The sequence below is a fragment of the Citrobacter sp. Cpo090 genome (genome assembly GCF_030332665.1).
GTDB lineage: Bacteria > Pseudomonadota > Gammaproteobacteria > Enterobacterales > Enterobacteriaceae > Citrobacter > Citrobacter portucalensis.
The window spans coordinates 637,237-660,528 of the sequence record NZ_JAOWHK010000025.1 but is presented as its reverse complement, the minus strand read 5'-3'; the positions used below and the strand labels follow the sequence as shown (position 1 = coordinate 660,528).

The 23,292-nt window shown below is 50.3% G+C and carries 24 protein-coding genes; 6 read left to right on the top strand and 18 right to left on the bottom strand.

Annotated features, from left to right (window positions below; all coding sequences use genetic code 11):
* Nucleotides 1-27 precede the first annotated feature (27 nt).
* From OGY83_RS05720 to OGY83_RS05675, 10 genes are all read right to left on the bottom strand, one after another.
* The gene (locus OGY83_RS05720; RefSeq protein ID WP_286635439.1) at nt 28-1,812 is read right to left on the bottom strand and encodes a diguanylate cyclase; all 1,785 of its coding nucleotides are present in this window, start codon (nt 1,810-1,812) and stop codon (nt 28-30) included.
* A gap of 119 nt (nt 1,813-1,931) precedes the next feature.
* Entirely contained in the window at nt 1,932-3,041 is a 1,110-nt protein-coding gene (locus tag OGY83_RS05715) for an AI-2E family transporter (protein ID WP_123267102.1), read from the bottom strand.
* Between the two features lie 164 nt (nt 3,042-3,205).
* The gene (locus tag OGY83_RS05710; RefSeq protein WP_191233567.1) at nt 3,206-3,688 is read right to left on the bottom strand and encodes a glutathione peroxidase; all 483 of its coding nucleotides are present in this window, start codon (nt 3,686-3,688) and stop codon (nt 3,206-3,208) included.
* A gap of 83 nt (nt 3,689-3,771) precedes the next feature.
* Nucleotides 3,772-5,736 (bottom strand): putative bifunctional diguanylate cyclase/phosphodiesterase, encoded by a 1,965-nt coding sequence (locus OGY83_RS05705; RefSeq protein ID WP_286635438.1) that lies wholly within the window; start codon nt 5,734-5,736, stop codon nt 3,772-3,774.
* Between the two features lie 17 nt (nt 5,737-5,753).
* Nucleotides 5,754-6,248, bottom strand: coding sequence for a putative pterin-binding protein (locus OGY83_RS05700; protein ID WP_123267105.1), 495 nt, complete (start codon nt 6,246-6,248; stop codon nt 5,754-5,756).
* Nucleotides 6,249-6,660: 412 nt separating this feature from the next.
* On the bottom strand, nt 6,661-7,302 hold the full coding sequence (locus tag OGY83_RS05695; RefSeq protein ID WP_286635437.1) for a helix-turn-helix transcriptional regulator: 642 nt from the start codon (nt 7,300-7,302) through the stop codon (nt 6,661-6,663).
* Between the two features lie 126 nt (nt 7,303-7,428).
* The gene (locus OGY83_RS05690; protein WP_286635436.1) at nt 7,429-8,397 is read right to left on the bottom strand and encodes a threo-3-hydroxy-L-aspartate ammonia-lyase; all 969 of its coding nucleotides are present in this window, start codon (nt 8,395-8,397) and stop codon (nt 7,429-7,431) included.
* Between the two features lie 27 nt (nt 8,398-8,424).
* Nucleotides 8,425-8,820, bottom strand: a complete 396-nt coding sequence (locus tag OGY83_RS05685; protein ID WP_079937798.1) for a RidA family protein — start codon at nt 8,818-8,820, stop codon at nt 8,425-8,427.
* 241 nt (nt 8,821-9,061) lie between these two features.
* On the bottom strand, nt 9,062-9,370 hold the full coding sequence (locus tag OGY83_RS05680) for a monooxygenase (protein ID WP_079937799.1): 309 nt from the start codon (nt 9,368-9,370) through the stop codon (nt 9,062-9,064).
* Nucleotides 9,371-9,406: 36 nt separating this feature from the next.
* Entirely contained in the window at nt 9,407-10,198 is a 792-nt protein-coding gene (locus tag OGY83_RS05675; protein WP_286635435.1) for a PhzF family phenazine biosynthesis protein, read from the bottom strand.
* A 129-nt stretch (nt 10,199-10,327) separates the two neighbouring features.
* Between OGY83_RS05675 and OGY83_RS05670 the strand changes: the two genes are divergently transcribed.
* Nucleotides 10,328-11,026, top strand: a complete 699-nt coding sequence (locus tag OGY83_RS05670; RefSeq protein WP_286635434.1) for an RluA family pseudouridine synthase — start codon at nt 10,328-10,330, stop codon at nt 11,024-11,026.
* Nucleotides 11,027-11,064: 38 nt separating this feature from the next.
* Here OGY83_RS05670 and mdtK read toward each other — a convergent pair whose 3' ends face one another.
* A complete protein-coding gene (mdtK, locus tag OGY83_RS05665; protein WP_079937802.1) occupies nt 11,065-12,438 on the bottom strand; it encodes a multidrug efflux MATE transporter MdtK in 1,374 nt (457 codons plus the stop codon).
* 217 nt (nt 12,439-12,655) lie between these two features.
* On the opposite strand from mdtK, the gene OGY83_RS05660 reads away from it, so the two are divergent.
* Nucleotides 12,656-13,303, top strand: coding sequence for a riboflavin synthase (locus OGY83_RS05660; RefSeq protein ID WP_003832752.1), 648 nt, complete (start codon nt 12,656-12,658; stop codon nt 13,301-13,303).
* Between the two features lie 41 nt (nt 13,304-13,344).
* Here OGY83_RS05660 and cfa read toward each other — a convergent pair whose 3' ends face one another.
* Together cfa and punC are read right to left on the bottom strand one after the other, a co-directional pair.
* Nucleotides 13,345-14,493, bottom strand: coding sequence for a cyclopropane fatty acyl phospholipid synthase (gene cfa, locus OGY83_RS05655; protein ID WP_286635433.1), 1,149 nt, complete (start codon nt 14,491-14,493; stop codon nt 13,345-13,347).
* Between the two features lie 289 nt (nt 14,494-14,782).
* Nucleotides 14,783-15,988 (bottom strand): purine nucleoside transporter PunC, encoded by a 1,206-nt coding sequence (gene punC / locus OGY83_RS05650; RefSeq protein WP_003843529.1) that lies wholly within the window; start codon nt 15,986-15,988, stop codon nt 14,783-14,785.
* A gap of 113 nt (nt 15,989-16,101) precedes the next feature.
* Here punC and punR point away from each other — a divergent pair, with 113 nt between their 5' ends.
* A complete protein-coding gene (gene punR / locus OGY83_RS05645; RefSeq protein WP_079937805.1) occupies nt 16,102-17,034 on the top strand; it encodes a DNA-binding transcriptional activator PunR in 933 nt (310 codons plus the stop codon).
* On the opposite strand, the gene purR is transcribed toward punR, so the two are convergent.
* Nucleotides 17,031-18,056, bottom strand: coding sequence for an HTH-type transcriptional repressor PurR (purR, locus tag OGY83_RS05640; RefSeq protein ID WP_003832757.1), 1,026 nt, complete (start codon nt 18,054-18,056; stop codon nt 17,031-17,033). The two genes, punR and purR, sit on opposite strands and share 4 nt — an antisense overlap.
* A 297-nt stretch (nt 18,057-18,353) precedes the next feature.
* Between purR and cydH the strand changes: the two genes are divergently transcribed.
* The gene (gene cydH / locus OGY83_RS05635) at nt 18,354-18,443 is read left to right on the top strand and encodes a cytochrome bd-I accessory subunit CydH (RefSeq protein ID WP_003029209.1); all 90 of its coding nucleotides are present in this window, start codon (nt 18,354-18,356) and stop codon (nt 18,441-18,443) included.
* Between the two features lie 177 nt (nt 18,444-18,620).
* Nucleotides 18,621-19,790, top strand: coding sequence for an MFS transporter (locus OGY83_RS05630; protein WP_008784665.1), 1,170 nt, complete (start codon nt 18,621-18,623; stop codon nt 19,788-19,790).
* A gap of 39 nt (nt 19,791-19,829) precedes the next feature.
* Here OGY83_RS05630 and sodB read toward each other — a convergent pair whose 3' ends face one another.
* Together sodB and OGY83_RS05620 are read right to left on the bottom strand one after the other, a co-directional pair.
* A complete protein-coding gene (gene sodB / locus OGY83_RS05625) occupies nt 19,830-20,411 on the bottom strand; it encodes a superoxide dismutase [Fe] (RefSeq protein WP_003029205.1) in 582 nt (193 codons plus the stop codon).
* A 127-nt stretch (nt 20,412-20,538) separates the two neighbouring features.
* Nucleotides 20,539-21,369: a C40 family peptidase gene (locus OGY83_RS05620; RefSeq protein WP_123267112.1), complete on the bottom strand. Its 831-nt coding sequence runs from the start codon at nt 21,367-21,369 to the stop codon at nt 20,539-20,541.
* Between the two features lie 334 nt (nt 21,370-21,703).
* Here OGY83_RS05620 and grxD point away from each other — a divergent pair, with 334 nt between their 5' ends.
* Entirely contained in the window at nt 21,704-22,051 is a 348-nt protein-coding gene (gene grxD, locus OGY83_RS05615) for a monothiol glutaredoxin 4 (RefSeq protein WP_003832760.1), read from the top strand.
* 53 nt (nt 22,052-22,104) lie between these two features.
* On the opposite strand, the gene rnt is transcribed toward grxD, so the two are convergent.
* Nucleotides 22,105-22,752, bottom strand: coding sequence for a ribonuclease T (gene rnt, locus OGY83_RS05610; protein WP_003029200.1), 648 nt, complete (start codon nt 22,750-22,752; stop codon nt 22,105-22,107).
* 96 nt (nt 22,753-22,848) lie between these two features.
* Nucleotides 22,849-23,256 (bottom strand): lactoylglutathione lyase, encoded by a 408-nt coding sequence (gene gloA / locus OGY83_RS05605; RefSeq protein WP_003832762.1) that lies wholly within the window; start codon nt 23,254-23,256, stop codon nt 22,849-22,851.
* Nucleotides 23,257-23,292 lie beyond the last annotated feature (36 nt).

The following is a 23,292-nucleotide window of genomic DNA, read 5'->3' as shown; positions in this document are numbered from 1 at the left end:
AAGCAATGCCCGAAGTGCTGACTCATATCAGCTTGCTTCCAGCATGCCAAAGCTCACAATGCGTGAACGCCCTAACTCTTTCGCGCGGTAAAGCGCGACGTCTGCGGCGCGCAGCAGGTTGTCGCTCTGGGCGTGCTGCGGATAGCTGGCAACGCCAATAGAGACATCCACGTGTCCAATATCGGAAACGCCAAAGCGTAACGACAGTTCGCGTACGCCGTTGTAGATTTCCGTCGCAAAACGGTTAGCGGCTTGTTCATCCGTATTGGCCAGTAGTACCAGAAACTCTTCACCGCCGTAGCGGAAGGCCATACCGCTGTCGTGGACAACGCGCTGAATAGTCGCGGCGATACTTTTAATCACGCTATCGCCCGCCTCATGGCCAAAGCGGTCGTTAATACTTTTGAAATGATCGATATCGATCATCAGGCAACTGATCGGCTCTTTGTTACGCACTGCCTGGCTCATCTGGGTACGCAGTGTATCTTCAAGATGATGACGGTTGCGCAGTCCGGTTAGCGGGTCGTAGAGCGCTTTTTCCAGCAGGGCATCACGCAGACGCTGGTTGGCTAATGCGAGGCCGAGTGCTTCTGCCATCAGCTCCAGATACGCACGAGAGGGGGCGGAATCATCGCTAAGGTTCTGGAATGAGAGCAGGCCGATGGCTTCGCCTTGGGCAATTAGCGGGACGCACAGGGTATGCTGCTGGCATGACTCCGGCAGATGGTAGCAGGCAATATCGGGTTCACCTTGTACCGGAGGATGGCTCTGGCCACGGCGCACTGCCCAGCATTCGTCCGGGTGGAACGCATCCGCTTTACCCTGCGGTGAGAGCCATTGTGCAACGCAGCGCATTTGCCAGGGTTCCCGGTCCAGTATATAAAGCCGCCCAGCAATACCTGGGGCAATATTCGGTGCAAACAGCTCCGCCACATTGATGACATCGACAAAACTCTCGCAGCCCTGCAGACGCTGCGTCATACGTGCCAGCAGATCGCGGATTGCCCAGTCGGCATCTCGCTCTTTCTCCAGTCTCTGACGCGCCAGGCCGTTCTCGCGAAATATCCGGATCGCCTGTGCCATGTCGCCTATTTCATCTATCTGATTAAAGCTGGGCGTCTCAACGGCATAATCCTGCGATGCGAGACGGTTTACGACATCGCTCAAACGCACGACGGGGCGCAGGACACGACGCTTTAAAATGAAACCGAGAACGAATAAAAACAGCAGCGCCGTCAGACCGACCATCACTTCAGAGGCCGTCCGCAGCATGCGGGATGACTGGGTTGCATCTTCAATCGTGTTGCGTACGCGGCTATCGAGTAGCTGGCGAAAATGATCTATCCGGTCCTGGGCGCGTTCCAGTTCCTGTTCATAGGACTTCCCATAGAGCAATGCAATAGCCTGCGGCTCTTCTGCGCGCGCGACGCTGGCAAGCGCCGCAGCTTGCTCGTCCTGCAGGGCATCAACAATCTGCAGCCCTTCGTGCAATAGCGTCAGTTCTTCATCCGTTGCCCCAAGGTCTTTGAGCTTCGACAGACGATGCTCAACAGCTTTCAGCGTCGCTTCTTTCTGACGGTAGGCGTTAAGCACCTCAGGATCTTTTGCAATAACATAGTCGCGCGCCAGATCGGACAACGACCAAGCATCGAGTTCGACTTCTTCGGTAAGTTGATCGAACTGATAACGCTGCTCCACTACCTGGCGTTCTGTGTTATCGGCGCTGGATGCCATCAGCATGACAACGCCGGAGGCGATGGTCAGGCATACCGTCGCGCTATAGGCCCAGTTGGTGATTGTGGCTATTCGCACTGATTAGTTCCTTCTGCGACGATTAATGAATACGCATGATTGCAATTATAGGAAACGCATGATTTTGCGTGAAAATAAAAAAGGCGGTCCCGAAACCGCCTTCTGTTATCGTCCTGCAATCATAAATCTGGAGGATTTTTTCCTTCTTCCATAAAGGCTTCGTCGATTCCTTCCACGTTACCTTCATGGTCACGCCCGGAAAACAGGTTCCAGCAGGTTATGAAAAGTGCAGCAATCAGGGGGCCAATCACAAAGCCGTTAATGCCGTAGATCTCCATGCCGCCGAGAGTGGTAATCAAAATCAGATAGTCTGGCATTTTGGTGTCTTTACCTACCAGCAGCGGGCGCAGGATATTGTCCACCAGCCCAACGATAATCACGAAGAAGCCAACGATAAACAGCCCTTGCCATAGCTGGTGGGTGGCGAACAGGAATATTGCTGCTGGTACCCAGACGATCGCTGAACCGACGGCGGGCACGAGGGAGAGAAAGGCCATCAACGCGCCCCACAGAACGCTGCCGTCGATATCTACAATCGCAAACGCAATGCCGCCAAGAATCCCCTGAACCAATGCTACAACTGCCGTGCCCTTGACGGTTGCCCGTGTTACGCCGACGAACTTGGCAAACAGGTGCTGTTTGGCAAAATCAGAAAGCGGTAATGAGTCCAGAATCTGGCGCACCAGATACGGTCCATCCTTCAGTAAGAAAAACAGCAGATACAGCATGATGCCAAAGCTGATAGCAAAGCCGAATGTGCCTTTCCCGATCAGGAATGCGCTGCCAGCAAGATACTGCCCACCTTGCAGTACGACATCTGACAATTTTTTCTGGATCTGCGCGGCATCATCCAGATTGTGTTCTGCCAGAAATCCTCTGGCCCAGTCAGGAAGATACGAAAGAACAGAAGTGACAACTTCCGGGAACTGCGTGTCATTCTGTTGCAGTTTGGTGTACACCACATTCAGTTCAATGGCCAGCGATGACAGAATTACCATCAGCGGGATAAAGACAATCAGACAGATAATGACGATGGTAATCAATGATGCCAGCCCGTTGCGTTCGCCAAGCGCGCTACGCAGTCGGTTTTTTACCGGGTTAAAGATAGTCGTTAATATCGCGGCCCACAAAATGGCGGAAAAGTAGGGGGACAGCACATCGAAGAATGCCCAGGTCACGAGGGCAAGTATGAAAATGAAGAAACCTTTAGTCAGTCCGTTAAATCGCATTAGTGAACCCTGTAATGAGAAGCAGTCCCGACTATAGAACCGTTCAGGGGAATTACCAACTTTAGCTGTAGATAGTCGCTTATTTTGGCTAATACGATGACTTGCTGAAGATAAAACTAACGAATGTCCACGGTATTAGTGTGACTTTCGAGTGACAGCAACCTTTAGATTTTAAGTGCAGCAAGGATGACGGTTTCTATTTTTTCAGGAGTAGTGAAGGGGGCAAAACGTTTAAGCGGTTTGCCGTCGCGCCCAATCAGGAATTTAGTGAAGTTCCACTTGATTCGCCCACCCAGCATGCCGGGTAATTCATCTTTCAGGTAACGAAAAATTGGGTGTGTACCGGCGCCGTTAACCTCCACTTTCTCAAACATTGGAAAACTCACACCGTAGTTGACGTGGCAGGTCTGCGAGATTTCGTCGGCCCCACCGGGTTCCTGCTTACCGAACTGGTTGCAGGGGAAGCCAAGCACCACCAGGCCCTGTGCGGCGTATTTCTTGTAGAGCGCTTCAAGGCCCGCGTATTGCGGTGTGAAGCCACAATGACTGGCTGTATTAACCACCAGTACCAGCTTACCTGCATAGTCGTCCATTGAGATAATCTGACCACTCAGACTGGTGGCAGTAAGCTGATAAAAAGTGGTCATTTTTGGAACCTCAGGTCAGGATAAGTTTGACGTCGACATTGCTACTCAGCGTGCTGCTCACAGTACAAGCCTGATGAAAGCCTTCATGGCATCGTTCTTTTGTTGTTTAAACGTGTAACCTGGCCGTTTCTGATTTCCTCATTGACACAAGGTTGAGGTTTACCAAACAGATATCCTTGTGCGAAATCGCAGCCCAGTGCCTGAAGTCTCTCCAGTTGCTCATGCGTTTCAACACCTTCTGCAACAGCCTTCATATTAAGGGATTTCGCCATGCCGGTGATCAGTTTGATGATATTAAGGGCATCTTCCTGTGTGGATATTGAATGCACAAAGGATTTGTCTATTTTAATTTTATCGAAGGCAAGCCTGCTCAGGCGCGAAAGAGAAGAATATCCGGTACCAAAATCATCGATGGAGATTTTTACGCCCAGAGCTCTGAGCTTATTAAGCGTATTCATCGGCGTCGTACTCTCAGTAAAGAGAGAGGACTCTGTTACTTCCAGTTCAAGACGATCGGCTGGGAGTCCTGTTTCTTTCAGAATAGACAGTACGATGCCGGCAAAGGCTTTGCTGCTTAGCTGGACAGGAGAGACGTTGACGGAAATTTTAGCAGGAATCGCCCAACAAGCCGCTTCCCGGCAGGCAATTTCAAGTACCGCTTTCCCCATCTCATTAATCATTCCGGTTTTTTCAGCAACAGGAATAAAATTATCCGGCGACAGGAGGCCCTTTAGAGGGTGGCGCCAACGAATAAGGGCTTCGTAGCTATAAATTTCCTGGCTGAAAGAATCGACAATCGGCTGGTAATACACCACGAATTCTTTGTTCACTATTGCCAATGCCATATCATGCTCAAGCGTTCTGCTTTCTTGTAGCTTTTCTAACATTCGTTGCCGGAAGACTTTTATCTTCCCAGAGCCTTCATTTTTAGCTTCATAAAGGGCCAGATCGGCAAATTTATAAAGATAGTCAGAGCGGCGTTCCGTTTCCGAGATAACAATGCCAACACAGGTGGTTATGTTGATAATCGTGTTATAGATAGTGTAGGGCTGGCTGATAAATTCACATATTTTCTGGGCCCGCGAAACGGCGTGGCTTTCTGTCAGGCCGCTTGAGAGAAACGCAAATTCATCGCCACCCAGGCGATACAGCGTATCCGAAGTACGGCTCATTGAAACCAGTCGGTCTGATATCTGGCGTAGCAACATATCACCTGCATCATGACCATACGTATCATTTACCTCTTTGAATCGATCTAAATCAAACAACATCACGGTCACAGAGTCGTGATTTTTTTCTGCTATCTCAATTGTTTTATTTAAATCGCTCCAGAATAGCTGACGGTTATTCATCTCGGTAAGAGAGTCATGGTAAACGTCATATTCCAGTTTAGCATTCTGCATTTGCAGTTTTTCTTTAGATTTCTGCAGTTCTTCGGCAAGACTCTTGACCTGCAGGTGCGCCCGCAGAATATTTCTGTTTTGATAGAAAATGAGCACACCCAGAATCGCACTCAGTATTATCAGCAGCACAGAGGTTGCAGAATAAATATAGTACAGCGTTTGAATTTTTTGGTTGGCGTTATTGATCGAGTTAACATCCTTGTTTAACGCACCAGATGAAAGACGACCCAGTGGCGCATCCAGAGTATGCATTTTTTTCAGATAAGTCTGGAGTGCTGAACGGTTCATTTTTTCTAGATTAACATCAAGAAAACTAAGGGTGTTTTCAAGTTTTACTGCCAGCTCGCGGTGGGCTATATTGCTTTCTATGTAGCGCCCCAGGTCACCTTCTTTTATTAAATCACTCTGGCTAAGCATAATGTCGAGGCGCATGCGTACATCATCGAGATTCATCGTATCATCGATAGTGTAAAGGCCAAGCAACGATTCAAATCGGTAATATTGTGATACCAGCTGAGCAGCAGACCAGGAATCGGTGTAGTGAGTCAGTTTCTGTAACTCTTGTTGCCGTTCATGCACGAGGAAAGAGATATACCCGGTAGATATAAAAAGAAAAAAGATGATGCCAGCCAGTATTCTGTTCATGATGTTCCTCTGAACGCTTACTCAATATCCATACTACTGACCTGCCATGCAGACCTTGAATAATAAATCTGATTATTCAGTTCCGGCATGCTGTCATAGGGGTACACAATGAATAACGGGCCTTTATCACGGATGCGCATATATTTTCCGTTGATTTTTAACGCAAGGATAGCATTGTATTTTTTGAAATCACTGAGAGGGATAACGGTGGTGTAGTCATTGAGCGCAGTGACCTTAACAACAGAGCCACTCGCCCCGACATAATCCATGAGCTTTTGTAGCGGAATACCCGTAAAGGTAGTGCGCCCATTATACCAGGGAGAGGTGGTCTGGAAACTGACCATGCCCAGTTTCTCAAGGCTGGCGGTATCAAAAACGGCTTTCCCGTCGGCATTTGTATTTTCAATATTACCCGACAGCGTTAAGAGTACTTTACCGGTAGGCGCGGAAAGTTCACCCGCCCAGAGCTGGGAGGAGAGCATAAAGCTTACTAACATGACGATTAACCGCATTCTTACCTCACCAATCAGCCGGATGTAAAAGAATTATAATTTAGATATCACGCTATTTATATATATTGCATAGGTATTATTGGTGCAATAAATTCAATGATTTTTTAATTCTTTCAAATCAGTGAGTTAGTTGTTGTTTGTTCTACTGTGATGCATTAACAATGCTGGTAGTATTATTTGAGTAAAGCTAAATTTCACTATCTATGTACAAAAATAAATCATCTATTTACTCAGCGCCAACAAATACGCACTAAAATAAAGGTTTATTTTTTTCACTGTCGCTGGATTTGGTTGTTTACTGGTGGATAACTATATCGGGCACGAAGCCGCCCTTGGTATAGCGGGAGCGCTTCGTGTCGATAATCAAGAACAGACATTCTATACGCGGCAAGTGCGGTCTATCTGAATCCGTTTATTCACCCGCCTGAACTGACTGGCGGGCATACAGGTAGGCGGTGGCTCTGGAAACGCCCAGATGCTGTGCCACTGTATCCATAGATTTTCGTACGTTCAGTAAACCGTCCTGGCGTAATTGTTGAATCAGCAGCTTACGGTCTTGAGGTTTAAGGGCTCGGGCCGTCGTCGCGCGTTTAGCGGCAAAATCATCAATACGCTGGCGGATGACTTCATTGCTGCCGGGATCGATATGTTCCTTAATGGGGGAGTTTTCGGTTTCAGTAAAACGCGCAAGAGCACTCTGCATACCACGAAACAGCGTCATATCGACATTCAGGCAAAGTGCTGCTACGTATTTGCCTTCTTCATCCTTGATGCCAATTGAGGTACTTTTCACCGGGCGACCATCGGCAAACTGATTACTGTAATTCGCAATGATGCTGGGAAAGTCAGGTGATGCGATTCTCGCCAGGCCAAGCTCGGTTGCTGGCTGACCGGGTTGACGTCCGGAAAGATTATTATGGATGGACAAAATGGCATGATCAGGATTTTTGAGGTCATGAACCACCACTTCGCAAAACGGAGAGAAGGTCTCACTCAATCCCCTGGCGATAGTATCAATTTGGCTGAGAAGCGAGTAATTGTCGGTTTTTGGCATGCCAGTCTCCTGCGGTGATGCCTGTTGCCATGATTGCGAGCAGTTTACAGTGACCTGGGATCGTTTTTCCAGACAGGAGTGTACAGACAGTAACAGTAGGGTATCTGCATGCAGATACCCTGTTTATCATCCGGCCAGAAATTCACTGTAGCGACTGATATCCACGTTTCCGCCGCTGATTATAATGCCGATTTTCTTGCCGCGAAGTTCAGCTTTGCGCGCTCTGGCGGCAGCAAAACCCAGACACCCGGTCGGCTCAACAACGATTTTCATACGTTCAGCGATAAATTTCATTGACGCGACTAATTCATCGTCTGAGACAGTCAGAATATCGTTCACGTTTTGCTGAATAATCGGAAATGTAATATTTCCGAGATGTTGAGTCTGAGCACCGTCAGCGATGGTTTTAGGCGTATCGATATGAACTATTTTGCCACTGCGGAACGACTGTTGACCATCGTTACCCGCCTCAGGTTCGACACCATAGATGATGCAGTCAGGAGACAGATGTCTGGCCGCCAGAGAGGATCCTGAGAGCAGGCCGCCACCGCCCAGACACACGAAAAGGGCGTCTAACTGACCCACTTCTTCAATCAGCTCTTTTGTGGCGGTGCCCTGGCCTGCAATCACGTGCGGATGGTCGTAAGGGGGGATCAGCGTTAATCCCTGTTTCTCTGCCAGGTCCCGACCAATTTTTTCACGATCTTCAGTATAGCGATCGTAAGTTACCACCTTTCCGCCATAGCCTTTCGTCGCCGCTACTTTGGCTGCCGGGGCATCATGCGGCATGATAATCGTCGCCGGAATTCCCAATAATTTTGCCGACAGGGCAATGGCCTGCGCATGGTTACCGGAAGAAAACGTCACGACGCCCGCAGCGCGTTGTTGTGGTGTGAACTGGCGTAGCGCATTCATAGCGCCGCGAAATTTGAAGGCGCCCATTCTCTGAAAGTTTTCGCACTTGAAGAAAACTTCCGCGCCAAATTCTTCATTAACCGTTCGGGATGTCATCACCGGCGTTTTGTTAGCATAATCTGCGATGCGCTCTGCCGCAGCGGCAACATCGTTATAATCAGGCAGTATTATTTCTGTCATTGTTGTTCACCTGTATGTTGTTAAACGTCACGCTTGTGGGGCCAACGCAATAGCTTCAACTTCCAGCGCAAAACCATAATGAAGTTCCGCAACACCTGCTACTGCACGGGATGGACGAAAATCACCGATCCATTCCCCATAGATTTTGTTAAACGTCGGCCACTGGTTCATATCCGTCACATAGACGCGAACTGACACCAGATGCTGACGGGAAACTCCAGCACCCGCCAGACAAGCATCAATATTCTTGAGTACCAGTCGGGTTTGATCTTCAAAAGAGGCATCCGCTTTTTTCTCGCCGTCGAAAGTGACCGGCAACTGCCCGGAAATGAAGACGAAGCCGCCAGCCGTTGTACTGTGCGAGTAATGACCTGCTGGCGGGAAGCTTCCGGCAGATGAGTTCAGTGTAATGTCCGCGGACATAATAAATCTCCTGTGGCTGATGATTCATTTTGTATAAAATAATACTGTTTGTATTATTTTATACGCCTTTGTACCACTTCCGGCTAGAGATAATTTTCGCGGGTGATGATTTTGTGAACTATTGCAAACCTGGCACACGCTATAGCGCAATCGCGAGGCGACGAAAGAGGGGATCGCTTTTGATGAGGGGAAAGCAGGGGAAGAGAAGAAACGCCCCGGGCGGAGCGTCTAAGGCAAACGATTAGCCGATATGACCGTGGTTAATTTTACTTAACGGTTCATTGATATCGAAGATTTTGAACGTTACTTCTTCCACACCCAGATGCTTCAGGCGGGCGGTATGCTTTTTGATATAGGCCTGCGCGGTGTCGTCGTCCTGGAACAGGTAAATGCCACCCGCTTCGTGGTTTGCTTCGTTCTCGGTCCAGATTTTCCAGATGAACCCCGGCTCCTGGTTGATTGATTCGGCCAGTTCAACGAGCTGATTCGACATCTCAGCCCCAAACGGACCATGAAAATCAAAATGTATCTGCACGAGTTTGTTCGACATAAATCCTCCATGGATTGGTTATTGCGGGTAAGGCTGCTAGCGCAGCAGCACTTTACCGGTCAGATAAGTTATCGCCTGCCCACTGATATAAACACGTGTTCCTGCTAACTGACAGCGTAAATCCCCGCCGCGTTCAGAGACCTGGCGCGCCAGCATCTGTGTTTTATTCAGTTTTGCAGCCCAGTAAGGGATCAGCATGCTATGTGCCGAGCCTGTGACCGGGTCTTCCGCGACGGCTTCACCCGGGCAGAAGAAACGGCTGACAAAATCGTATTCCCCGTCACCCGGCGCGGTGATACACACCATTTTCCCCAGCGGAAGCATGGCGTGGATGTTCGGGCGTACAGCCTCAACCTGCTGTTGATTTTCCAGCACCACCATGTAATCGCGTGCCACGCGCACTTCTTTGTATTCGGTGATGCCTAATGTTTCCAGCAGTAAAGCAGGTGGCACGACAGATTCGCTTTGCCAGGCCGGAAAATCAAGCGTCAGCCATTCACCGCTGCGCGTGACCGTCAGCGGTCCCACAAAGCGGGTGGCAAATTGGATTTTCGTTTCCGGGTAATTCAGATGTTCAAAGATGACATGCGCGGCGGCAAGCGTGGCATGTCCACAAAGATTGATTTCTCCCTGAGTGGTAAACCAACGCAGCTCAAAACCATTCACATCGTCGACAAAAAAAGCGGTTTCTGACTGGTTATGCTGCTGCGCCATCTTTAATAAAGTTTCATCGGGCAACCAGTCCGTGAGCGGACAGACTGCTGCGGCATTACCGCTAAACGTCGTGGTGGTAAAGGCATCCACCATGTAAAAATCGATTTGTTGCACAGAGTAACCCTCTCATCGCACTCAGGATAAATCACACTCTACCATGCCAGCCATTGGGTCAGCGCTCCGATTCGCCACTGCGGTGAAAATTCGTTATCATCCGTCCCCACACTTCATTCTGGCCGCCTGATGTCTACGATCCTCGATACCTTTATTGCCCCGCCTTGCCATGACGAGATAGATACCCTCTATCAGGACGAGCATCTGGTGCTCATCAATAAACCCAGCGGACTGCTTAGCTTATCGGGGAAAAATCCGCAGAATCTAGATTCGGTACATCACCGCCTGGTACAGATTTACCCGGGCTGCACGCTGGTACATCGGCTTGATTTCGGCACTTCTGGGCTGATGGTGGTCGCTCGTAACAAGGCTATCAACGCTGCGCTTTGCCAGCAGTTCAGCCAGTGTACGGTCACTAAGGTGTACAGCGCGCTGTTATGCGGGCATCTGGAAAACGACGAAGGGGTTATCGATGCAGCGATTGCTAAAGACCCGGCGCTGTTTCCATTGATGTCGATTTGTGCTCTTAACGGCAAACCCGCACGCTCGCGCTATCAGGTTGTCGAGCGTTTTTATCATCGTCAGGAAGAGGGTGCGTTGCTCCCCTTGACGCGGGTGCAACTGACGCCTGAAACCGGGCGTACCCATCAACTACGGATCCACTGTCAGCAGTTAGGGCATCCCATTTTAGGGTGTGATTTGTATGGCGGGCGTTTGCTGCCAGGCACTGAACAAACGCCACGGCTGATGCTGCATGCCAGCGAATTGCATTTCAGGCACCCCATCAGCCAGGAATGGATGGATGCCCAAAATGCCAGCCCGTTCTGAGGATGTAAAAAAGCCGCCAGACGGCGGCTATTATGGGGTTATCGCGCAGCGCGTTGTAAAATAACCGATGATGGCTGGCGTTGTAGAAACCGCATCCGCAGCATCATCAGTATCGCCGCAGAGGTCAGGCCGATAATAAAGCCCATCCAGAATCCCGCCGGTCCCATCCGGTCAACTACCAGATCGGTAAGCGCCAGAATATAACCGCTCGGCAGACCCAACACCCAGTATGCCGTAAAGGTAATAAAGAAAATGGAACGCGTATCTTTATAACCACGCAGGATCCCGCTGCCAATAACCTGGATAGAGTCCGATATTTGATACACCGCGGCCAGTAACATAAGCTGCGCGGCCAGGGCGACAACTTCCGGGTTATTGTTGTAGAGCAGGGCAATGTGCTCGCGGAATGTCACGGTGAAAATCGCCGTTACGACCGCCATGCAGACACCGACACCCAGACCCGTTCTGGCTGCGGTTTGCGCATCCAGCGTCGAACCCTGGCCCAGACGATAACCGACACGAATGGTGACGGCGGCAGCCAGAGACATTGGCAGGACGAACATTAACGAACTGAAGTTCAGTGCGATCTGGTGTCCGGCTACGTCGACAATCCCCAGCGGGGAAACCAGCAGCGCGACCACCGCAAACAGCGTTACTTCGAAAAATAACGCCAGCGCGATAGGTAAACCCAGCTGTACCAGACGCTTCATTACTGCAGTGTCTGGTTTCTGGAAACCACGCTCATTACGGATATCGCGCATCGAACGCGCACGTTTGACGTAAGAAAGCATGGCGATAAACATCACCCAATAAACCGCTGCTGTTGCCACACCACAACCCACGCCGCCCAGTTCCGGCATGCCTAAATGCCCATAAATGAAAACGTAGTTAACCGGAATGTTCACCAGCAGGCCGAGAAATCCCATCACCATCGCCGGTTTAGTCTTGGCTAATCCTTCGCACTGGTTACGGGCCACCTGGAAGAACAGATAACCCGGAGCGCCCCACAGCAGGGCACGCAGGTAACCAACGGCTTTATCTGCCAGCGCTGGGTCAATGTTATGCATGGAGCGAATAATGTACCCCGCGTTCCATAGCACAACCATAATCAGAACAGAGACGCTGCCCGCCAGCCAGAATCCCTGACGTATTTGATGGGCGATACGGTCGCGGCGTCCGGAACCATTGAGTTGCGCAATTACTGGGGTCAACGCCAGTAGCAGTCCATGACCAAACAGAATGGCCGGTAGCCAGATGGACGTACCAATGGCGACGGCAGCCATATCCGTCGCGCTGTATCCGCCCGCCATAACGGTATCGACGAATCCCATTGCGGTTTGAGCGATTTGCGCAAGAATCACCGGAATTGCCAGAGCTAATAACTGACGCGCTTCACTTACATACTTTTGCACGTGTACACCACTATATTGTTGTTATTTGAGAGACTAAAAAAGCCGCCTTATATGGCAGCAAGGAGAAAAAGCAGGGGAAATTTCAGTCTATTGTAGCGAGGAATCCGTAATTCTCCAGTGAAAAAACAGGCGCTGGTGGCGCATTGCTGGCAACCTGAATTTCCACCTGCTATTGTGCTGTGCAGAGATGTCTTAATTGAGTTCAGGAGTAGGAAGTATGTTTACGGGTATTGTGCAGGGCACCGCAAAATTGGTGTCCATTGATGAAAAACCAAATTTTCGTACGCATGTAGTGGAGTTGCCTGAATATATGCTGGATGCGCTGGAGACCGGCGCATCGGTTGCCCACAATGGGTGCTGCCTGACGGTCACCGAAATTAACGGTAACCAGATAAGCTTCGATCTGATGAAAGAAACGCTGCGTATCACCAACTTAGGCGATCTGAAGGTCGGAGATTTGGTTAACGTTGAGCGTGCGGCAAAATTCAGTGATGAGATTGGCGGGCATTTGATGTCGGGCCATATTATGACCACTGCCGAAGTGTCGAAAATTCTGACCTCGGAGAATAACCGTCAGGTGTGGTTTAAAGTCCAGGATCCGTCGCTGATGAAATATATCCTGTACAAAGGATTTATTGGTATTGACGGTATCAGTCTGACGGTCGGTGAAGTGACGCCAACACGTTTCTGTGTGCATTTGATCCCGGAAACGCTGGAGCGTACGACGCTTGGCAAGAAAAAGCTGGGCGCACGGGTTAATATCGAAATCGATCCCCAAACGCAGGCGGTGGTTGATACCGTTGAGCGTGTACTTGCGGCGCGTGAAAGCGCCATCAGCAACATAACGGGCGAAGCGGGAGCCTAAACCTGAGAGTAAAGCCCCCGTTGCTACGGGGGCGATAACGATTAGCGGGGAACGCGCAGACCGTGTTCAACGCCACGGGAAAATACCACCTGCCATAGCTGAATGTCGCGAGCACGAAACGCCCCTGCGCAGGCGTTCAGGTAATAGCTGAACATCCGTTTGAAACGTTCGGTATAGTTATCGGCGATTTCTGGCCAGGAGCTCATGAAACGCTCGTGCCATGCCATCAGCGTCGTGTCGTAATCCGCGCCAAAATTATGCCAGTCTTCCATCACGAAATGCGGTTCGCTGGCGTTGGCAATCTGGCGAACTGACGGCAAACACCCGTTTGGGAAGATATACTTATTGATCCACGGGTCAACGTTATTGTCGGTTTTTTTGGAGCCGATGCTATGCAGTAAAAAGAGACCATCCGGTTTTAAATTACGATCGACCACCTCAAAATAGGTGGCGTAGTTCTTCGGTCCCACATGCTCAAACATGCCGACGGAGACAATGCGGTCAAATTTGTCGTTCAGGTCGCGATAATCCTGCAGCAAAATGGTGACATCCAGCCCAGCACAACGTTCCTGTGCCATTTTCTGCTGTTCTGCCGAAATGGTCACACCCACCACGCTTACGCCATATTGCGATGCCATATACTGGGACAAGCCACCCCAGCCACAACCAATATCGAGCACCCGCATTCCTGGCTTCAATTGCAATTTTTCAGCAATCATTTTGAGCTTCGCCTGCTGGGCAGCTTCCAGGGTATTGGCATCTTTCCAGTAGGCGCAGGAATACTGCATATAGGGGTCAAGCATGCGGGTAAAGAGATCGTTGCCCAAATCGTAATGTTCTTTGCCGACCATCCACGCACGTTTTTTGGTCTGTAAATTGAACAGGCGAGCCGTGGCGATACGTAGTGTATCTTTAAAGTGGCGGGGGAGTTGGTTTTCAAGACCGGCGCGCAAGACTTTACTAAAAAACATGTCCAGCCGGTCGCATTCCCACCAGCCATCCATATAACTTTCACCCAACCCTAACGATCCTTCCTGCAATACGCGTTTGAAAAAATCGGGGTTCTTTACACGAATATCCGCCGGTGCCGGGCCATTAATGGTAATGCCTGCACGGCTCAATAATTCATTGGTAATGCGGTACCAGTCATCATCCGGTACGCTGACGTCTTCTATACATGATGAACTCATAGCTTCTCCATCACTTGTCGGTGATCAGAACCTTAAAACAGCGTAGACGCTTTTTTGGGCTTTGTGAGAAATCTCACGGAATTAATCCGCGAATCTATAATCCGACGTAGAACAGAGGAAGGGAGAAACCCTTGCCGAAAAGGCCATCCGTGGTAAAACGGGAACGTTCTTGTCCCCGTTAACACATTAAAATTATCTTTTTTTTAACAACCGAAAATCAGTATATGCCTGAATATTTGACGATTCAACCAATAATTGTTAGCTGGCTAACTAATTCCCACTGCCGTTATTAGTGCGACTCTCCGTGGGCAATTTGCGCACGGTCATCTGTTTGCGGGGCGTCAGTTTTCTGCGATTGCATTTTGTATCCCACAGCAGCCAGCAATACTGTTGTCAGCATAACGCTGGTGGTGGTGAGCAGCGGGGTGGCAATCAACCAGGAAACGACAAGGCTTGCCAGGAAGCATAAACCCAGTTGCAGCGTATTCTGCAATGCGGCTGCGCGTCCGGTGGCCTGTGGGAAAGGGCGTAATGCCTGAGCGACAACGATAGGGTAGATTGCGCCGTTCGCAATCGCCATAACGCAGAATGGGATCAGGATTTCAGCCAATGCAACATGATGAATAAAGCCGGTCGCCCAGGTGCCTACAACGCTGAAGGCATACAGAATGAGTAACCAGGGCAGCAGCTGACGACCCTGCCATTTTTGCAGCGCAGCACGACAACCGTAACCACCAATTAAGAAGGCGATAGTTTGCGGAACATAGCTCAGACCAATTACCGCTGGGCTATAACCCATTTCGCTGAGGATGAACGGGGAACCCGTCAGCCATGCGAAAAAGCTCGCGGAACAGGCGGCATAAATCAGCACGTTTCCACGGTAAGTTTTCGAGCGCAGCAAGGTGGCGAAAGTCAGTTTATCCTGGCTGTCATCGCGCGCTTTAGCCGTTGGCTTTAAACGCAGCGCCGGAAGCATCAGAATCAGAGTAATGGCAAACAGAGTGGCAAAAATGGCTTGCCAGGAAAAATGTACCAGAATCCAACTGCCTAATAGCGGGGCGAGTGCAGGGGATAACCCGACCAGCGGCATAATGGTGGCAAAGATGCGGTTTACTTTTTGTGAAGGATAATAATCGGTAACCAGCGCTTGCCAGATAACCGATGCCGCACAGACGCCAACGGCCTGAACAAAGCGCAGTACCAGCAGACCAGTGGCGTTTTCAACCCACAGCATGCCCAGACTGCCCAGTGCGAAGATAGATAAACCCAGCAGCAAAATAGGCTTGCGACCATAGTGGTCAGAGAGCGGTCCCCACAGCAGTTGTGCGACGGCAAAACCGGCTAAGAACAAGCTCAGGCTGGCGCTGACGGCAGATGCAGGTGTTTGCAGATCGGACTGAATTGCGGCGAAGGCGGGCAGATACATATCTGTTGCCAGAAAACCGAGCACGCTAAGACCTGCCAGCCAGACTAAAAACCCTTTCCCAGGTTGCATCATCATTTCTCTTTTTTTAGCAGTAGAACAATACCGCTGAGTGTAGTGAGTGTAATTCTCGCTGTGAAACGCTAATATTTGCTTACTGATTTCAAATTTTTTGCAGGCAGAATATGTGGTCTGAATATTCACTTGAAGTGGTTGATGCGGTTGCGCGTAACGGTAGTTTTAGTTCGGCTGCGCAGGAGTTACACCGTGTACCTTCGGCGGTAAGCTACACTGTGCGCCAACTGGAAGAGTGGCTGGCGGTGCCACTTTTTGAGCGACGCCATCGGGATGTGGAATTAACGCCTGCCGGGGCATGGTTTTTAAAAGAAGGCCGCTCTGTTATCAAAAAAATGCAGATCACGCGCCAGCAATGTCAGCAAATTGCCAACGGCTGGCGCGGACAGCTGGCGATCGCCGTCGATAACATTGTCCGCCCGGAGCGTACCCGACAGATGATCGTGGATTTCTACCGTCACTTTGATGATGTGGAGTTGTTAGTTTTTCAGGAAGTGTTTAACGGCGTGTGGGATGCACTGTCTGATGGACGCGTGGAACTGGCCATCGGTGCCACACAGGCCATTCCGGTCGGGGGGCGTTATACCTTCCGCGATATGGGAATGCTGAGCTGGAGCTGCGTGGTAGCCAGCCATCATCCACTGGCGTCAATGCCTGGGCCGCTAAGTGATGACACGTTGCGCAACTGGCCGTCACTGGTGCGCGAAGATACCTCCCGAACATTGCCGAAGCGTATTACCTGGCTGCTGGATAACCAAAAGCGCGTCGTCGTGCCGGACTGGGAATCCTCAGCGACCTGTTTGTCCGCGGGATTGTGCGTGGGCATGGTACCGACGCATTTTGCCAAGCCGTGGATCGATAGCGGTAAATGGGTTGCGCTGCAACTGGAGAACCCCTTTCCTGATGCCGCATGCTGTCTGACATGGCAGCAGAACGATACGTCACCGGCATTGAGTTGGTTACTGGACTATTTAGGGGATAGTGAAACGTTGAACAAGGAATGGCTGCGGGAGCCAGATGAGACTCCCGCACAACAGGCTTAACGGCGGTAATCGCGGAACGGACCGTCGGCAACGGAGCGACGCTCAACCAGGCGCGGATGCACCTCGATAGACTGTGACTCTTCACGTTTATTCACGATACGGTCTAACAGCATGTTGAAGGCCGTTTCACCCAGTGAATCCTTCGGCTGGTGAATGGTCGTCAAGGCTGGCGTGAAGAAGCGGGCGTTGCGCACGTTGTCGTAGCCGATGAGTGAGACATCCTGCGGTACGCGCAGTCCCATTTCGTCAGCGGCGCACAGCGCACCCATTGCCATAATATCGCCACCGCAGAAGACAGCGGTCGGACGATGTGACTGCGACAGAATTTGCTGCATGGCGCGATAGCCGGATTCAGGCTCGAAATCGCCCTGGACAATCCAGTTTTCAGGCACTTTAATCAGCGCTTCTTCCATCGCTTTCATAAAGCCAGCCAGACGCCCGGCCCCGGTGTTACGTTCCATTGGACCAGGGATAACGCCAATCTCACGATGACCGCGTTCTACCAGATACCGACCCGCCATGTAACCGCCTTCGAAGGCGTTATCAATGACCGTATCGGTAAAGTCGGCTTTTGCTTCGCCCCAGTCCATGACGACCATCGGGATATGGCGATACTCTTCGAGCATCGAAAGCAGCGACTCCGGATATTCAGAACACATCACCAGCAGACCATCAACGCGCTTTTGCGCCATCATCGACAGATAAGCCTGCTGTTTTTCGAGACTGTTCCATGCGTTACCCAGGATCAGGGTATAGCCTTTCTGGAAACAGTTTTTCTCAACGGCTTCGATAATTTCGGCAAAATAGGCCGCTTCGCTGCTGGTCGCCAGCAAGCCGATAGACTTGGTGTGATTCACCTTCAGGCTGCGGGCCACTGCGCTTGGAGAATAGTGCAGTTCTTTGATCGCTGCCCAGACAGCATTACGCGTTTCTTCCGCGACAAAGCGCGTCTTGTTAATTACGTGTGATACGGTTGTAGTGGAAACGTTTGCTCGCTTCGCTACATCTTTAATTGTTGCCATTACATCTCACTCCAGACCATATCCTAAGCTCCTGAGATTACTCCAGGTAAACGTTTGCCTTTACACACCCTTATCGCAACGTAAGGGTTGCGGCACGCCGGGAAAACGACACGGAACGTCAGGAAGGGGTCAATGGCCGGTACGCTAATCAAGTAAGCGTGGAATTTTGTCTGATCTTAACGAAAAGGGGAAGAGTTAAAAGCAGTTATCAATATAAATCGTGAGAGATTTTTGCTTTCAAGTGTGTAAAAATGCGCAATATCACTTTTTGTGTGGGAATAAAAAGGAGAAAACTTGATGAGCACCGATCTGAAATTTTCGTTAGTGACTACCATTATTGTTCTGGGTTTGATCGTCGCGGGTGGTCTGACCGCAGCGCTGCATTGATTCCCCCGAGGGAGTTAGCTCTCCCTCATCTCTTTGACTCGTATTCTCCCCCTCTATTGTTTGCTAATAAGCAAAAGTCTTTTGCAGTTTTGTTAACTTTATTAATTTTGCGATCAATGTCATGCTTTTGACTCTTATTTTATGTCGTGCCACGGCTCGACGATACGGAGTCGAAATATGAAAATCAATTACCCTTTACTGGCGCTGGCAATCGGGGCGTTTGGTATTGGCACCACCGAGTTTTCGCCAATGGGGTTGTTGCCCGTCATTGCCAAAGGTGTGGACGTCTCGATTCCGGCGGCCGGCATGCTGATCAGTGCTTATGCGGTAGGTGTGATGGTAGGTGCACCGCTGATGACATTGCTGCTGTCTCATCGTGCGCGACGTAATGCTTTAATATTCCTGATGGCGATTTTCACGCTGGGTAATGTGCTCTCGGCTATCTCGCCGGATTACACCACGCTGATGCTATCGCGTATTTTGACCAGTCTTAACCATGGAGCCTTTTTTGGTCTCGGTTCTGTGGTTGCTGCCAGTGTGGTACCCAAACATAAACAGGCCAGCGCCGTGGCAACGATGTTTATGGGGTTAACCATCGCTAATATTGGCGGCGTTCCGGCTGCGACCTGGCTTGGTGAAACCATCGGCTGGCGCATGTCGTTTATGGCCACTGCGGGGCTGGGCGTCATTGCTATGGTTAGCCTGTTCTTCTCATTACCCAAGGGTGGAGCAGGAGAGCGCCCGGATGTCCGCAGCGAACTGGCGGTGTTGATGCGCCCACAGGTGCTGTCGGCGTTACTGACTACCGTACTGGGTGCTGGGGCGATGTTCACGCTTTATACCTACATCTCGCCGGTTCTGCATACTATCACTCATGCTACGCCGGCATTTGTTACCGGCATGCTGGTGTTGATAGGCGTTGGCTTCTCGATCGGTAACTATTTTGGCGGCAAACTGGCTGACCGTTCAGTCAACGGTACGCTGAAAGGCTTTTTACTGCTGCTGATGGTTATTATGCTGGCCATTCCTTTCCTTGCGCGTAATGAGCTGGGAGCGGCGGTGAGTATGGTGGTCTGGGGCGCGGCGACGTTTGCGGTCGTTCCACCGTTGCAGATGCGTGTGATGCGCGTTGCCAGCGAAGCGCCTGGATTATCATCGTCAGTAAATATTGGTGCGTTTAATCTGGGGAACGCTCTGGGGGCTGCGGCCGGTGGGGCGGTGATATCTGGTGGCCTGGGCTACAGTTTTGTACCGGTGATGGGGGCGATTGTGGCGGGGCTTGCGCTGTTGCTGGTGTTCATTTCCGCAAGAAGACAGCCTGAAGAGGCTTTCACTACCGCGAATTAATGCAAAAACGCAGAAGGAATTCCTTCTGCGTTATCTTTTTTATGCTGCGAAGTTCTTCGCAACAAATTCCCAGTTCACCAGCGCCCAGAAATGTTCCAGGTAGCCAGGACGGGCATTGCGATAGTCGATGTAGTAGGCGTGTTCCCATACGTCAACGGTCATCAGCGGCGTCGCGTCGGTGGTCAGCGGAGTACCTGCGTTGGAGGTGGAGACGATAGCCAGTTTGCCATCCGTTCCTTTAACCAGCCAGGTCCAGCCAGAACCGAAGTTTTTGATAGCGGCATCGGTGAATTGTGCTTTGAAATCTGCAAAGCTGCCAAAGGAGGCGGCAATTGCATCAGCCAGTTTACCGGTTGGTTCGCCACCTGCGTTCGGTGCCAGGCAGTTCCAGTAGAACGTGTGGTTCCATACTTGTGCTGCGTTATTGAATACACCGCCTTCAGAGCTACGAACGATCTCTTCCAGTGATTTGCCTTCAAACGCCGTGCCTTTAATCAGATTGTTCAGATTGGTCACGTAGGTTTGATGGTGTTTGCCATAGTGATATTCCAGCGTTTCGGCAGAAATGTGCGGTGCCAGAGCATCTTTGGCATACGGTAATGCAGGTAATTCAAACGACATTGCTTCTCTCCTTATTATTTATATTGAGTACACACAATAGCCTCATTGTGAGTAAGGATAGGGTAGCAAATTGAAAGGTTATGCAAAAGAAGAACTTACCCTACAGCATGTTCTGTAGGGTAAGTTTTTAGCGAATTGTTTTTGGCGTCATTACCCGACGAGCGCCCACATAGTGGCGCTGCCAGTAATCTTCGCTCAGAGAGGTGATTTGAATTTCCTGCCCGCTGCGCGGTGACTGAATAAACTTACCGTTGCCGACGTAAACGCCGACGTGATCGGCTGTTCCACGACCCTGGGTACGAAAGAAGACCAGATCGCCATTTTTCAGTTCGCCACGTTCAATTGGTGCGGCATCACGCAGATGATACATTTCGTTCGCGGTACGCGGAATGCGGAACTTCACCAGATCTTTATAGGCGTAATAAACCAGACCGCTGCAGTCAAACCCGGTTCTTGGCGAGGAGCCGCCCCAGCGATAAGGTTTACCGATTTGGTTCATCAGGGTGGACATAGCGGTTTTAGTCGCTTTCTGCACCTTCACTTTATGTGCGTCAGCAAGCGTAGTCGGTGCAGTAGTTTTCACCTTCACGCAGCGTGGTTTATGACCTTTGCGTGGTGTGCATTTTTCAGTCCAGGTCACGGCTGCGGTTTGTGCTGCGGCAGTTTTACCACGGCGATTTGCAGTTTTAGTCGACTTTGCCGGAGTGGCAGTACGTTTTTTGGAAGAGGAAGCGGTTTTGGTGCTGGTTTTGCCGGTGGTTTTTGTCGCCGTTTTCTTGCTGGTCTTTGTTGTTTTTTGGCTGGTTGTTGCGCTTTTCTTTTTATCTACCGTTTTGATGGTGTGAGAATTGGTAGGTGTCGTCCTGGCCTGCTTGGAAGCATGAGCCATAGGCGTAAAGGGCAGTGTAGTAAAAAGTAAAGCACAGAGCGTGATCGAGATTCGGTTTATCCGCGCCACTGAGCAGTCCTCTGGTAAGGCAGGTCTATCGTGCCTGCGTGTGATTTTCAAAACTTGACGATTCTAATCTATAGAAAGAGGGAAAGTTAATAGCTTTTTTTGTTTAAAACTATGTTTCGTAACCGACCGCAAAAAAAAACAGCAATTAACGTTGGAGTTGGTGAGCAGATAATCAAATCCACATGTTTGCAGGGGATAAATGAGATTGTGAATGCAACTTTTAGCGTCAGGGGATAAAATAATAACGCGTAATGAAAATGTTATTTTCCGTTGCCTGTCTGACCCGTTACAATGTCAGACTACTGCCGTAAAAGAAGTTTAAGGAAGCAAGATAATGAGCACCACTATCGAAAAAATCCAGCGCCAGATCGCTGAAAACCCGATTCTCCTGTACATGAAAGGTTCCCCTAAACTGCCAAGCTGCGGTTTCTCCGCACAGGCTGTGCAGGCGCTGTCAGCCTGTGGTGAACGCTTTGCTTATGTTGATATTCTGCAGAACCCGGATATTCGCGCCGAACTGCCGAAATACGCAAACTGGCCGACCTTCCCGCAACTGTGGGTTGATGGTGAGCTGGTTGGCGGTTGTGACATTTTGATCGAAATGTACCAGCGCGGTGAGTTGCAGCAGCTGATTAAAGAAACAGCTGCGAAATACAAAACCGAAGAGCCGGACGCTGAGTAATATCAGCAGAAGTAAAAAAGCGACCTGAAATGGTCGCTTTTTTTATGTCGCCGTTACGCTTCTTCGGGGACCGGCAAAGGCCAGCCGCCGAGACGTTTCCAGCGGTTAACGATTTCGCAAAACAGCACGGCCGTACGTTCGGTGTCATACAGCGCCGAGTGCGCCTGATTCCCGTCAAACTCCATTCCCGCCGCCAGGCACGCTTTTGACAACACTGTTTGCCCCAGTGACAGGCCGCTTAATGCCGCCGTATCAAAGGTGACAAATGGATGGAACGGATTACGTTTGAGCGAGGCGCGTTCTGCCGCCGCCATCATAAAACTGTGGTCGAAAGTAGCGTTATGCGCCACCATGATCGCCCGATTGCAGCCGCTGTCTTTAATGCCTTTACGCACCATTTTGAAGATGGCATGCAGAGCGTCATATTCGCTGACCGCACCGCGTAGCGGATTGTTAGGGTCAATACCGTTAAAGGCGAGCGCTTCCGGTTGCAAATTGGCACCTTCAAACGGCTCTACGTGGAAATGTAACGTCGTGTCCGGCATCAGCCAGCCTTGTTCATCCATTTTCAGTGTGATGGCTGCAATCTCAAGCAGTGCATCGGTTTTGGCATTGAACCCTGCGGTTTCGACATCAATGACGACAGGATAAAAACCACGAAAACGGTCACACAGACCGGAAAGTTGAGCGTTATCGGACATCTGGGTCTCTTAATACGGGAAAATTGCAGCGCGTATTATGGCAAAATGATGAGTATAAAACTATGGGCACAGACGATCTGCGCCCGAGGGGGGAGATTAATCGCCCAGGCCGCGCCCGGCGTCTTTCTCTTCGATCAGCTCAATTTTATAGCCGTCCGGATCTTCAACGAACGCAATCACTGTGGTGCCGCCTTTTACCGGACCTGCCTCACGCGTTACGTTACCGCCATTCTGGCGAATACGTTCACAGGCTTCAGCCGCGTTGTCTACGCTCAGAGCAATATGGCCATAGGCAGTACCCAGATCATACTTGTCGACACCCCAGTTATAGGTCAGTTCGATTACTGCTTCACTGGTTTCAGGACCGTAGCCGACAAAAGCCAGAGAGTACTTATATTCAGGGTTTTCGCTGGTACGCAGCAGCTTCATGCCCAGCACGTTGGTATAAAACTCGATGGAACGCTGCAGGTCACCCACGCGCAGCATGGTATGGAGTAAACGCATCTTTTTCCCCTTCGAAAATGGCTAATACATTCAAAA